The sequence below is a fragment of the Bordetella genomosp. 10 genome (genome assembly GCF_002261225.1).
Taxonomy (GTDB): Bacteria; Pseudomonadota; Gammaproteobacteria; order Burkholderiales; family Burkholderiaceae_B; genus Bordetella_C.
Window position 1 is genome coordinate 733478 of record NZ_NEVM01000001.1, and the last position, 13383, is coordinate 746860.

Annotated in this window: 10 protein-coding genes; 7 read left to right on the forward strand and 3 right to left on the reverse strand. The window is 65.7% G+C overall.

The window, feature by feature from the left end:
- Positions 1 to 91: 91 nt before the first annotated feature.
- Positions 92 to 1129 (reverse strand): isopenicillin N synthase family dioxygenase, encoded by a 1038-nt coding sequence (locus CAL29_RS03150; RefSeq protein WP_094851525.1) that lies wholly within the window; start codon positions 1127 to 1129, stop codon positions 92 to 94.
- Positions 1130 to 1677: 548 nt separating this feature from the next.
- Between CAL29_RS03150 and CAL29_RS03155 the strand changes: the two genes are divergently transcribed.
- From CAL29_RS03155 to CAL29_RS03180, 6 genes are all read left to right on the forward strand, one after another.
- Entirely contained in the window at positions 1678 to 2616 is a 939-nt protein-coding gene (locus CAL29_RS03155) for an ABC transporter permease (protein WP_094851526.1), read from the forward strand.
- Positions 2613 to 3500: an ABC transporter permease gene (locus CAL29_RS03160; protein ID WP_094851527.1), complete on the forward strand. Its 888-nt coding sequence runs from the start codon at positions 2613 to 2615 to the stop codon at positions 3498 to 3500. Before CAL29_RS03155 ends, CAL29_RS03160 begins: the two co-directional genes overlap by 4 nt.
- Positions 3501 to 3526: 26 nt before the next feature.
- Complete coding sequence (locus CAL29_RS03165) at positions 3527 to 5098, forward strand: ABC transporter substrate-binding protein (RefSeq protein WP_094851528.1); 1572 nt, start codon at positions 3527 to 3529, stop codon at positions 5096 to 5098.
- 75 nt (positions 5099 to 5173) lie between these two features.
- On the forward strand, positions 5174 to 6625 hold the full coding sequence (locus tag CAL29_RS03170) for an amidohydrolase family protein (protein WP_094851529.1): 1452 nt from the start codon (positions 5174 to 5176) through the stop codon (positions 6623 to 6625).
- A complete protein-coding gene (locus CAL29_RS03175; protein WP_094851530.1) occupies positions 6622 to 8373 on the forward strand; it encodes an ABC transporter ATP-binding protein in 1752 nt (583 codons plus the stop codon). Before CAL29_RS03170 ends, CAL29_RS03175 begins: the two co-directional genes overlap by 4 nt.
- Positions 8374 to 8468: 95 nt before the next feature.
- On the forward strand, positions 8469 to 9419 hold the full coding sequence (locus CAL29_RS03180) for a LysR family transcriptional regulator (protein WP_094851531.1): 951 nt from the start codon (positions 8469 to 8471) through the stop codon (positions 9417 to 9419).
- Here CAL29_RS03180 and CAL29_RS03185 read toward each other — a convergent pair whose 3' ends face one another.
- Both CAL29_RS03185 and CAL29_RS03190 read right to left on the reverse strand, forming a co-directional pair.
- A complete protein-coding gene (locus CAL29_RS03185; RefSeq protein WP_094851532.1) occupies positions 9420 to 10346 on the reverse strand; it encodes an N-carbamoyl-D-amino-acid hydrolase in 927 nt (308 codons plus the stop codon).
- A 300-nt stretch (positions 10347 to 10646) separates the two neighbouring features.
- On the reverse strand, positions 10647 to 11630 hold the full coding sequence (locus CAL29_RS03190; RefSeq protein ID WP_094851533.1) for a LysR family transcriptional regulator: 984 nt from the start codon (positions 11628 to 11630) through the stop codon (positions 10647 to 10649).
- 244 nt (positions 11631 to 11874) lie between these two features.
- On the opposite strand from CAL29_RS03190, the gene hydA reads away from it, so the two are divergent.
- Entirely contained in the window at positions 11875 to 13371 is a 1497-nt protein-coding gene (hydA, locus tag CAL29_RS03195) for a dihydropyrimidinase (protein WP_094851534.1), read from the forward strand.
- Positions 13372 to 13383: the final 12 nt, after the last annotated feature.

A 13383-nucleotide genomic window follows, 5' to 3' on the forward strand; every position in this document is an offset into this window, starting at 1 on the left:
CCCCTTGCTCGTTCACGCGCTCACGCGCTTGTGCGCTTCGGCATCGTCGTCCGCGCGCGTATTTTCCCGTGCTCCGCTCTCAGGCCCGGTCTCAGTACGCCGACAGCGTGACGTCCGAGGCCGGCTTGTCGCGGTCCGCGTAATTCTGGTTGCGATACCACGCCAGGTACTCGGTGTAGGTGATGGGCGCGTACTTGGGCGGATGATCCTCGTCCTGGCAGGTGGGCAGGCATTCCATGGTCCAGTCGATATTGCAGTCCATGAAGAAGGGAATGGCGTAGCGTTCCTTGCCGGAATTGTTGATGACGCGGTGAGGCGTCGCCAGGAAGCGGTCGTTGGTCCAGCGCCGCAGCAGGTCGCCGCCGTTGACGAGGAAGCTGCCGGGCAGCGCCGGGGCGTCGATCCATTTCCCGTTGGGCAGGCGTATCGACAGGCCCTGGACCTTGTTCTGCACCAGCAAGGTCATGAAGCTGGTGTCGGAGTGCGGGGCGAGCCCGAACTGGTTCTCCACCTGCGGCTCCTGCTCGGGATAGTGGGACAGGCGCAGCGTGTACATAGGGTCGCTGAAGGCCTGCTGGAAGGCATCGGCGGGCAGGTCCAGGGCCAGGGCATAGAGCGGCAGCAGCGATTTGCCGAGTTTTTCCAGGGCATCCGCATAAGCCGTCACGACGCCGCGGAATCCGGGCAATTCCGGCGGCCACCGGTTGGCGGCGCGAAAGCGCACGCCGTTGACGACGTCGGGATGGTTCTCGGGCAGGTCGCGCTTGACGAAGAACGACTCGACCATATTGGGCCGGTTGTTCCGATTGAGCTGCGAATGGCGCGTGGTCGAGCCCTTCAGCGGCAGGTAGCCCATGTTGTGCTCGTTGAAGGGATGCTTCATCTTGGCATCGAGCGCCAGGGCATGGAAGGCGGCGGCCGCCTCGAAGGTTTCATCGATCAAGGCCTGCGGGACGCCGTGATTGACGATGAAGTAGAAGCCGATGTTTTCCAGCGCGTGCCGGAGCTGCGCCGCCAGCGCTTCCCGGGCGCCCGGCGCGCCGGCCAGGAAGGGCCCGATGTCGAAGACGGGAATCTCCTCTTTCGCGTCGGGACGGATGTCGGCGAGACTGGGGGCGTATTCGGTCATGGGGCGCTCCGGGTTGGTGGCGCTTTCATCTTGCCGCACGCCCGGGCGCGGCCATCCATGGGGTATGCCCTAGGACCCCGCGGCCGCGCGCGCGTAACACGCGTCCATCCGCGTTGCAGGTGATTGATTTATAGAAGAAAAATCCGGCGGCCCGCGTGCCGTTCCCTGGCCGCCATAACCGTGGCTCATGGGGCCTGCGCAAAAATCTATAGATGGCGCGTGCCTTTCCGGGTGCCGGCCGCGGGTATCACTCTTTGCCTAGACGCCATAACGCAGTGTTATCGGTGGCGCCCGCACATGCGCGCGCGGGGTTTTCCAATGCCAGGGAAATCAAGGGCTTAGGCCCGGCGCCGGCGGTGGTTGCCGCATTTCCCGTTAGTGGATTTCCCCTACCTGTCGGCGGGCCGGGGTGGTGGCATTCTGCTGGCAGACCGTTGGCCTGGGGGGCTGGCGGACCCGGCTCACGGCTCACATATAAGGTCTTGCCGCATGCGTATCTGCTTGCCGACGGAAGACGTTTCCGTCCGTCACCCGTTCGCGGGTGCCGCATGATCCGACAACTGCTTCATCGCGCCTATGTTTCCCTCCCGGTGCTGCTGGGAGTCATCCTGATCTGCTTCGTCCTGCTCCAGGTCGCTCCGGGAGATCCCGCCGCCGTCATCGCGGGTCCGACCGCGAGCGCCGCGCAAATCGCCGACATCCGCGCGGAGATGGGGCTGGACAAGCCCTGGCCCTACCAGCTCGGCATGTACGTCTGGCGGCTGGTCCATCTGGACCTCGGCCGATCGATGATCACCAACGTGCCCGTCGTCGACGAGATCGCGGGCACCATAGGCGCCACCGCCGAACTCATGCTGGCCAGCGTCGTCTGGTCGGTCCCCCTGGCGATCTTCCTGGGCACGGTGGCCGCCTACCGGCGCGGGAAACTCGTCGATCGTTTCGTGATGACGCTTTCGGTCATCGGCGTCTCGCTGCCGGTCTTCTGGGTCGGCTTGCTGCTCGTCCTCTACGTCGGCGGGGCGGGGTGGCTGCCCTATATCGGCCGCGGCGGCCCGCTCTGGACCATCGCGGGCCTGGCGTCCATCGCGCTGCCCGCGCTGACGCTGGGTTCGGTGCTGATCGGCCCGGTGGCCCGGATCACCCGCACCGCCGTCATCGAGACCCTGAGCGGCGACTATGTCAGGACCGCCCGCGCGAAAGGGGCGGGGGAGGGGCGCGTGGTCCTGCGCCACGCGCTGCGCAATGCGCTCCTGCCCATCGTGACGCTGGTGGGCCTCCAGGTCGGCAATCTCCTGGGCGGCGCCGTCGTGACCGAGCAGATCTATTCCTGGCCCGGCATCGGCCGGCTGGCGGTCGGCGCGATTTTCAGCGGCGACTATCCCCTGACGCAAGGGGCCATCCTGGTGACGGCATTGGGGTTCATCTTCATCAACCTGATCGTGGATCTCCTGTACGGCTACCTCGATCCGCGAGGAAAGAAATCATGAGCGCAACGACCGGGGAAGGCGCGCCGGGCGCGATGCCGCTCGCGCGGATCGCGGCGAGGCTGCGGGCCGATCCCATCCTCCTGCTGTCGCTGCTCGCCGTCGTCGCCATCGTCGGGATCGCCGTATTCGCGCCCTGGATCGCGCCGCACGATCCCTACCTGACCAATATGGCGATGGCGCGCAAGGCGCCGGGGTGGGTGTCGCCGGACGGCGTCCGATACCTGCTCGGCACCGACGTCCAGGGCAGGGACATCCTGTCCCGCGTGATCTATGGCATCCGCGCGACCTTGACGTTCAGCGGCCTGGCGGTGGTGTTCGGCTCCGGCGCGGGCGCCTTGCTGGGGATCTTCGCGGCCTATTTTCGCCAGCTCGACGGCGTGGTCATGCGCGTCGTCGACGTGCTGCTGTCGTTTCCGGCGATCCTGTTCGGCCTGAGCCTGTCGGCGCTCCTGGGCCCCGGCACGCTGTCCATGGTGCTCGCCCTGGCGATATCGGCGGTGCCCGGCATGGCGCGCATCGCGCGCGGCTCGGCCATGGTCGTGATGAAGCAGGAGTACATGGAGGCCGGCCATGCGATGGGTTTCGGAAACGGCTATCTCATCTTCCGCTACCTGCTGCCGAACTGCTCGTCCATGCTGATGATCTACGCCACCTTGCAGCTCGGGCACACCATCCTGCTCGGCGCCGTGCTGTCCTTCCTGGGCCTGGGCCCGCAGCCGCCGTTCGCGGAGCTGGGCAGCATGGCCGCGGACGGCAGGAAGTTCCTGCAGATATTTCCCCACATCTCGACCATTCCCACGATGACGATCTTCCTGATCGTCCTTGCCTTCAATCTGCTAGGCGACAGCCTGCGCGACGCGCTGGATCCCAAGCTGCGGACATAGAAACGCTTTCAGAGAAAGGAATCGATATGAAGTCTCTTCCTCAGACCCTGGCGCCCCTGGTGCTCGGCTGCGTCGCCATGCTGCCCCTGGCGAACGCCTGGGCCGAGACGACCGTCACCATCCTCCGCGAGCTGGAGTCGGAACGCTACGATCCGCCGCGGACGACCGCCCGCGGCGCGGCCGAGGTCCTGTTCATGGCCGGCGATACCCTGGTGGGCCTGGACTACGACATGAAGACGCCCGTGCCGGCGGTGGTGAAAAGCTGGACGGTTTCGCCCGACGGCCTCACGTACACCTTTCAATTGCGCCAGGACGTGACCTTCTGCAGCGGCAAGAAGATGACCGCCAAGGACGTGGTCGCCACCTACGACCACTGGCTCGATCCCGAGACCAAGGGCCTGGAAAAGTGGCGGGCCGGTCCCGTGGACAGCATCACGGCGCCGGACGACTACACGGTGGTCTACAAGCTGAAGCAGCCCTACAACGAGCTGCTGACGCAAATGGCCCACTACATGCATACCATCATCAACATCGATCAGGTGAAGGCCCTGGGCAAGGACTTCGGCGTGAAGGCGTTCGACGGCACCGGGCCCTATTGTTTCGTCAGTTGGACGCCGCGTGACCAGGTCGTCCTGAAGCGGCACGAAGGCTACGACTGGGGGCCGGCGATCTACAAGGATCCGCGGCCCAAGGTGGACCGCATCGTCTGGAAAATCGTGCCGGAGGAAAGCACGCGCCTGACGGCGGTGCAAGGCGGCCAGGCCGACCTGAGCCGCTACCTGCCCCAGTGGTCCATCAAGGACCTGAAGGCCGACAAGCGGCTGTCCGTGAGCAAGGCCGATCCCTTCTACTGGACCTTCTTCCTGGGCTTCAAGCTCGACAAGCCGGTGCTGGCCGACGTGAACGTGCGGCGCGCGCTCAACCTCGCGATAAACCGCAAGGCCCTGACCGAGGCCATCACCTTCGGCGAAGCCACGCCGGCGACCAGCATGCTGGCCACGTCGACCCCCGCCGGCAAGAACGAATATTTCCGCTACGACCCCGCCGAAGCGAATCGGCTTCTGGATGCCGCCGGCTGGAAGATGAGCAGCGACGGCTATCGCTACAAGGATGGACAGAAGCTGTCCATCCTGCATTACGGCATCGCCGGCTACTGGAAGGACATCCTGGAGGCCGTGCAGGGCGATATGAAGAAGGTCGGGGCGGAGCTGAGGGTCCAGTTGTTCGACTCGACCGCGGCCTGGGGGAAACTGGCGACCCAGGAATTCGACGAGTTCAGCATGAGTTTCGGCTACATGAGCACCGGCGAGGCCCTGAACAGCTATTTCCTTTCCAGCAGCATCCCGGTGCCGAACCGCATGAACTGGCGCGATGCCGATACGGACCGGTGGCTGGCCGAGGGCGCGGCCTCGCTGGACCCGGCGAAGGCGGACGCCACCTTGTCGCAGGCCCTGACCAAGCTCTCGGAGGCCGCGGTGTGGATTCCGCTTTATCACGACTCGCTCTACCTGGTGGCCGGCCAGCGGCTCAAGCCCGTGCGCGCCCACGGGATTTTCGGCACCGGCACCTACAAGGGCCTGGACATCGAGCTCAAGTAAGGACGCGGGCCCCGCGCCCGGTCCGCTTTCGCGGCCTCCCGCCATAGACGACATAGATTCCCCCGACGATTACTCATGCAAACGCTCCACTTCAAGAACTTGTCCATGGTCCTGGCCTGGGATGCCGACGCCGGGTCGCACGTCTACCTGGCGGATGCCGACCTGGTCATTCGCGGCAACGAGATCGTCCACGTCGGACCGGCCTATGCCGGACCCGCGGACCAGGTGATCGACGGCCGCGGCCGCATGGCCATGCCGGGCCTGATCAATATCCACACCCACCCGTCCTCGGAACCGGGCAACCGCGGCCTGCTGGAGGAACTGGGCAGCGAGAAGCTGGGCCAGAGTTCCCTGTACGAGTACATGCCCGTCTTCCGGCTGGGCATCGAGTTCGCGCCCTACGCCAACCAGGTGGCGATTTCGGAGATGCTCAAGAGCGGCGTCACCACCGTCGTCGATATGTCGCTGCCCCGGCCCGGCTGGGCCGACGTGGTGGCGGAAACGGGGATACGCGGCGTGTTGGGGCCGATGTTCCGGTCGGCCTCGTGGAAGACCAACGACGGCCATTCGGTCGAATATTCCTGGGACGAACCGGCGGCGCGCAAATCCTTCCAGGCGGCGCTGGACGTCGTGGACAGCGCGATGAAGCATCCCAGCGGCCGGCTGTCCGCCATGCTCTGCCCCTCCCAGATAGACACCTGCTCGCCCGAATTGCTGAAGGACGCGCAGGCCGAGGCGCGCCGGCTGGACATTCCCTTGCAGATCCACGCGGCGCAGAGCGTGGTCGAGTTCGCCGAGATGACGCGCCGGCATGGCCGCACGCCCATCGAGTGGCTGGACGATCTCGGGCTGCTGGATAGCCGCCTGGTCATCGGCCACGGCATTTTCCTGAACGACCATCCGGCCTTGTTCTGGCCCCAGGCCGACGACTTCGAGCGCTTGAGGAAATCCGGCGCGCACGTCGCGCATTGCCCGACCGTATTCGTCCGCCGCGGCATCGCCCTCAATTTCCTCGGCCGCTACCTGCGCGCCGGCATCAACGTGGGCATAGGCACGGACACCTTTCCGCACAACATGCTGGACGAGCTGCGCACCGCCTGCTACGTGGCGCGCCTGCAGGCCGGCAATTTCAAGGCTGCCTCGACGCAGGAGGTCTTCGACGCGGCCACGGTCAACGGCGCGAAAATCCTCGGCCGCGACGACATCGGGCGCCTGGCGCCGGGCTGCAAGGCGGACTTTTCGCTGGTCGACCTGACGCACGACTACATGCGGCCGTGCCGCGAACCGCTGCGCAGCCTGATCTACTCGGCCGGCGACCGCGCCGTCCGCGACGTTTACGTCGACGGCCGGCAGGTGGTGCGGGACGGGCAGGTGTTGACCATAGACGTGGATCGCGCCCTGGCGGAGGTGGAGCGCGGCCAGCAACTGAACATCGCGACGGTCTCGCAACGCGACTACGCGGGCCGGGACATCGATGCCATGTCGCCGCGCGTATATCCGTTGGCGGCCGGCGGGACCGGCGTATGAGCGACTGCCTGTTGTCGGTCCGGGGCCTGACGGTCGAGTTCGGCAAGCGCGCGTCGCCTTTCCGGGCGGTCAAGGGCCTGGACTTCGATATCGGGAAAGGGGAAACCGTCGCGCTGGTGGGGGAGTCCGGGTCCGGGAAGTCGGTGACGGCCTTGTCCATCCTGCGGCTGATCGAGCGCGCCGGCGGGCGCATCGCCGGCGGCCAGGCGCGCTTCGTCGCGCGCGACGGCCAGGCGATGGATCTGTTCTCGCTGGAAGAGTCGGCATTGCGCAAGGTGCGCGGCAATGAGATTTCGATGATCTTCCAGGAGCCCATGACCTCGCTCAACCCGGTGATGACGATCGGCGACCAACTGGCCGAAGTCTATCTGCTGCACCAGCGGGTGTCGCGCGACGCCGCCTGGAAGCAGGCCGAGGCCATGCTGGAGGCCGTCAGGATCTCGGAACCGCGGCGCCGGCTGACGCAGTATCCCGGCGATCTCTCCGGCGGCATGCGGCAGCGGGTCATGATCGCCATGGCATTGGCGTGCCGTCCCGCCCTGCTGATCGCCGACGAACCCACCACCGCGCTGGACGTGACGGTGCAGGCCGAGATCATCCAGTTGATCCAGGACCTCCAGCGCGAGGTCGGCATGGCGGTGCTCTTCATCACCCACGATATGGGCGTCGTCGCCGAGGTCGCCGACCGCGTGGTGGTGATGCGCCACGGCGACCGCATCGAAGAAAACCAGACCGCGCGCCTGTTCGCGCGGCCGGAACAGGCCTATACGCGCGACCTGCTCGCGGCGGTGCCCAAATTGGGAGAGGGAGCCCCGCCGGCGGCGCCGCCGGCCGGCACGCCCGTGCTGGCGGTCAAGGGACTGTCCAAGCGCTTCCCGGTCAAGGGCGGGATGCTGGGGCGGGTGGTGGCGAACGTCCATGCCGTGGAAGGGGTTTCGTTCTCGTTGAACGCGGGGGAAACGCTGGCCATCGTCGGCGAGTCCGGGTCGGGGAAATCCACGACGGGCCGGCTGCTGATGAAATTGATCCAGCCCTCGGCGGGCACCATCCAGCTCATGGGGCAGGACGTGACCGCGCTGACGCCGGCGGAAATGCGCGAGAAGCGCCGCCACATCCAGATGATCTTCCAGGATCCCTACGCGTCCTTGAATCCGCGCCTGCATGCCTGGGACCTGGTCAGCGAACCGCTCAAGCTGTATGGCGGCCTGGACGCCGGGCAGCGGCGCGAACGGGCCGCGCAGCTCTTCCGGCGGGTCAACCTGCCCGAGGAATTCCTGGACCGCTATCCCCACCAGTTTTCCGGGGGACAGCGGCAACGGCTATGCATCGCGCGCGCCTTGAGCGTGAACCCCAGCATCGTGGTGGCCGACGAGCCGGTGTCGGCCTTGGACGTGTCGGTGCAGGCCAAGGTGATAGACCTGATGAAGGCGCTACAAGCGGAACTCGGGCTGTCCTACGTCTTCATTTCCCATGACATGGCGGTCGTGGAGAAAATGAGCCATCGCGTGGCGGTGATGTACCTGGGGCAGGTCGTTGAAATCGGCCCGACGGCGGAGGTGCTGCACCGCCCCCGCCATCCCTACACGCAGCGCCTGCTCGCCGCGGTCCCGATCCCGGACCCCGCCCGGCGCGGCCACAAGGCGGCGCTGGCGCCGCGCGAGATTCCCAGCCCCATACGCAAGCTCGGCGACGAGCCGGTCGTTCACGCGCTGCGGGAAGTCGGCAACGGGCATTTCGTCCAGGCCTGAGGGGGAGGGGGCGGCGCCCCCCATCGGGTAGAATCCTTGCGAAAAAAGACGGTCGGTCCGACGGACGACGACCGCCCTTCAAGAGGAATTTCAGGATGCCGGACGAACTACCGGGCAAGGTCCGCGCGGGCGCGCTGAACCTGCGACAGATCGAGGTCTTCCACGCCATCATGATCACGGGTTCGCTGAGCGCGGCGGGCCGCCTGCTGCACGTGACGCAGCCGGCGATCAGCCGGGTGCTGGCGTCCATCGAGTACCGCCTGGGCTATACGCTTTTCGAGCGCTTCAAGGGCCGGCTGCATCCGACCAAGGAAGCGCGCAAGCTCTTCGAGCAGGTCGAATCCATACAGGCCGGCGTCGATCGTCTCAACGAGCTGGCGGTGGGCATGGCGCTGCATGGCGGCGGAAGCATCAGCGTGGTGTCCAGCCCCAGCTTCGCGGAGTGGTTGATTCCCCACGCCACGTCCAAATTCGTCGCCCGGCATCCCAATGTCAGGGTGCGCTACCGGCCATTGGGCATGGACGCGCTGCTGCCCCAGGTCCTGCTCGGCCACGCCGACCTGGCGATTTCGACGTTCCGGCCCGAACATCCCAATCTCATTACTCAGGACCTGGCGTGCGGCCGGATCGTCTGCGTCCTTCCGACGGGGCATCGCCTGGCCAGGGAAGCGGTGATCGACGCCGCCATGGTGGCCCAGGAACTGCTGGTGGGCTACGTCGAGAATACGCCCTTGCGGGACGCGCTGGCGCCGTTCTGGAAACCGCTGGGCCGCGAGGTGGAGCCCGCCATCGAGGTGCGCTCGGCGCAGACGGCGTGTTCCTTCGTGAGAAGCGGGGTGGGCGTCGCGCTGGTCGATTCCTATGGACTGGCGCCGGGGCATGGCCTGGTGGTCCGCCGCATCGAGCCCGCCATCGACCTGTCCGTCCACATTACGCACTCGCGCGTGGAGCCGCCTTCGTCGATGGCGAAGGCCTTCCTGGCGCAGTTCTCGCGCGTCGTGAAAGCGGAATTGCCCGAGATGGAACGGGCTATCCTCGATCGCTGATCAGTCGCCGGTGGGCAGCGGGTCGCCCGCGCCGGTGCGCTCGACGATCAGCTTGTAGTGGTGCGGGCTGCGATGCTTGGCGAAGTTGAAGACATGGTCGCGGAACATCTGGCCCAGGCCCAGGTCGATCCTGGCCATGATGACCTCGTCTTCCTCATAGCTGGACCGTGCGACGATTTCCCCCGACGGCGCCACGATCATGGAGCTGCCTATCATGTGGTGGCCGTCTTCCGAGCCGCATTTTCCGGCGGCGCCTATCCAGACGGCGTTCTGGTAGGCGCTCGCCTGCAGCACGATTTCATGCGTGGTCGTGCGCCAGTGGATCAACTCGTTCCAGTGGATGTTCCAGGACGGCGTGTTGTAGCCGAGGACGATCAGCTCGGCGCTCTGGAGCGACATGACGCGATAGGTCTCCGGCCAGCGGCGGTCGTTGCAGATGCACATGCCGACGTTCGTATCGTCCATGTTCCAGACGCCGAAGCCGAGGTCGCCGACTTCGAAGAACTTCTTTTCGAGATGCTGGAAAGGCGCGTCGGGCTTGTGGTCGCTGTGGCCGGGCAGGTGGATCTTCCGGTACTTGCCGATGATCTTCGCCGTCTTGTCGACGAGGATGGAGGTATTGAAGCGGCGTCCTTCCGGCGTGATTTCGGCGTAGCCCAGGTAGAAGCCGATGCCCAGCTCGCGCGCAGTGTCGAAGAGCGGCTGCACGTCCGCGTTGGGCATGCTTCGTTCGAAGAAGCGGTCCACGGCCTCGGCCTCGGTCATCCAGTAACGCGGAAAGAAGGTCGTCAGCGCCAGTTCCGGGAAGACCACCAGTTCGGCGCCGCGGGAGGCCGCTTCGCGCATCATCGCCAGCAGGCGCTTGACCACGGCGGCGCGGTCCTCGGCGAGATGGACGGGACCCATCTGCGCCACGGCCAGGCCCATTTTGCGGCTGTTTGAAGATTTGCTCACAGAGATGACTCCTCGGATTTCCCATTGCCGCCCATGGCAAGGCCGCGTCCGGATGAACGTCAAGCATGCATGCGCGCGGGAATTAGGGGAACCCTGGGAATATGCCCAGGGCCGGGCCCGCCATGGCTGCAGGCGGTCAGGCTAAACCGATGTTTTTCATGGGTTTTTCGCCGTTCTTGCGCACGGCGCGCGCGGCCGGGCATAACCGCGGCGCATAGGTAATGCGCAAAGATTGATAGAAACGGGCCGGGGAGGGCGCGGCCACCGGCGCCGCTACTTGCGGCGCGGCGCCGATGCCTTGCCGGCGCCCGTGTGGGCGCCGGCGTTGGCCGCGGCCGGCATGTCCAGGTCGAAGTTGCCGAAGTCGCCTTCCTTGCGGAACGTCGCCTTCAGCGTCTCCATGAAGGAGAGGGAAATCTGGGACACCGGCTCGTCCCGCAGGCGCACGAGATAGGCTTTCAAGGTGGGGGCCGCCGCGATGGGGCGGGTGACGATGCCGCTGGCGGTCCAGCTCTTGGCGGAGAACTGGTCGACCAGCGCGATGCCGGCGCCGGCCTGCACCAGGGCGCACGCGTTCTGCGGCGAGCCGACGTCGAGCACGGAGCGCGCTTCGTGGCCGCTGTTCTCGAACAGCTCGCGCACCATCTGGCCGAACGGCGATCCCTTGTCGTAGGAGATGAAGGGATATTCGAGTAGATCCTTGATCTCCAGCATGGAACGCCGGGCCAGCGGATGGTTGTACGGGCAGATGCAGACGAGCCGCGCGCTGCCGATTTCCTCCTGTTCGAGATTGGGATGCTTGATCGGCAGGATGGTGACCGCGAGATCGGCCTGCTGCTTGATCAGCCTGTCCGTCAACGGCGTATGGGTGAGGTAGTGGAAGGTGAGCTTGACGTGCGGGTGCGACTGGCGATACGCGGCGATGGCGGCGGGAATCAGCATATGGCCGACGCTGGGGCTGGCGACCAGGTTGAGGATGCCTTCCTGGTGCTCGTACAGCTCGCGCGCCATGTCGTTCACGCGCTGGACGCCGTCGTAGACCGCCTCGACCTGGTGGAAAAGTTTCTTCGCTTCCTGGGTCGCGTGCAGGCGGCCGCGGATGCGCTTGAACAACGGGAAACCGATCCGCTGTTCCGTGTGCGAGAGCAGGCGGCTCACGGCGGGCTGCGAGACGTAGAGCATTTCCGACGCGCCGCGGATGGAGCCGGCGATCATGACGGCCCGGAAAACTTCGATCTGCTTGAGGTTGATCTTCATGGAAGGGCGCTCGCCCGAGGATGTCGAGGAATGAACCTAGGGTTAATACTAAAGCAGTCTAGCGGCCAGGGCGTAGCCGGTGTACGCGCCAAACCCCGTGAAAACCCGAATTCGGGAAGGTTTGTCGCCGGCGCGGCAGAGAGAGACTTAACACAAAGTTAAGGTAGGTGCTTAAACAAGCAATAGGCACCGCGTCGCCGGCGCTTCAATAATCTGCCGGTTGAACTTGAGAAGGCAAGCAGCCATGGCGACTTCAAAGCAGGATTCGGGGCCGTTCGATCTCACCATCCGCAACGGCCGGATCGGCAACGCCGACGGAACGCGCTTCGCGGACATCGGCGTGCGCGACGGCGTCATCGTCGCCATCGAACAGGGGCTGCCCGCCGGCAAGGAGGACGTCGACGCCACCGGACTGTGGCTGCTGCCCGGCGGCATCGACAGCCATACGCACATCGAACAGTTGTCGGGGATGGGCGTGATGTGCGCCGACGACTTCTATTCGGGAACGGTGGCGGCGGCATTCGGCGGCACCACCACCATTCTTTCCTTCTGCGCCCAGCATCGCCAGGACCGCATTCCCGACGTCCTGGCCGACTACGCGCAAAGGGCGAAGGAAAAAGCGGTCATCGACTACGGCTTTCACCTGATCCTGGCCAATCCGGACGAGCAGGCGCTGGTTCACGACCTGCCCCGGATCATCAAGGACGGCATCACGTCCCTGAAGGTCTACATGACCTATGACAAGCTGAAGCTCGACGACTACCAGCTCCTGGACGTGCTGGCGGTGGCGGGGGAGCAGAGCGCGATGGTCATGCTCCATGCCGAGAACCACGACATGATCCGCTGGATCGCCAAGCGCCTGCTGGAGCGGGGCCATGCCGCGCCGAAATACCACACCATCGCGCACGACGCGCTTGCCGAGTCGGAAGCGACGAATCGCGCCATCGCCTTGTCGCGGCTCGTGGACGTGCCGGTCCTGATCGTGCACGTGGCGGGCGAGGAAACGGTCGACATCATCCGCAAGGCGCAGCAACTGGGCGCCAAGGTCTTCGCGGAGAGTTGCCCACAGTATCTCTTCCTCGAAGCCAGCGACGCCGACAAGCTGGGCATGGAGGGCGCCAAGTTCTGCTGCAGCCCGCCGCCCGGCGACAAGGCATCGCAGGAGGCCGTGTGGGCGGGCTTCAAGGACGGGACGCTGAGCGTCTACTCGTCCGACCATGCGCCCTATCGCTTCGACGCTTCGGGAAAGCTGCCGAAGGGAGACGCCACGACGTTCAAGGAAATGGCCAATGGCGTGCCGGGGATCGAGCTGCGGCTGCCCCTGCTTTTCTCGGAAGGCGTGATGAAGGGGCGTCTTTCCATCGAGGAATTCGTGGCGCTGACGGCGACGAACCATGCGCGGATGTATGGTTTGGCCCCGAGAAAAGGGGCGATCGCCGTTGGCGCGGATGCGGACGTCGCGCTCTGGGACCCGGCTTGCAAGGTCGTCGTGGACGCCGCCATGCTGCACGACCGCGTCGGCTATACGCCCTACGAAGGGCGCGAGCTGCAAGGCTGGCCGGTGCGGGTGTACAGCCGCGGGCGCTGCGTGGTCAAGGATAAGGAACTCCAGGTGGAGCGCGGCAGCGGACAGTTCATTGCGCGCACCCGGCCGGAGCCGATGATCGATCGGAAGCCCTCCGCCGGGCGGGGCCTGTTCAGCGGGCTGGTCGGCCTGAAAAACCCGTTTTCCGGGAAGTAGGCATTTCGCCAA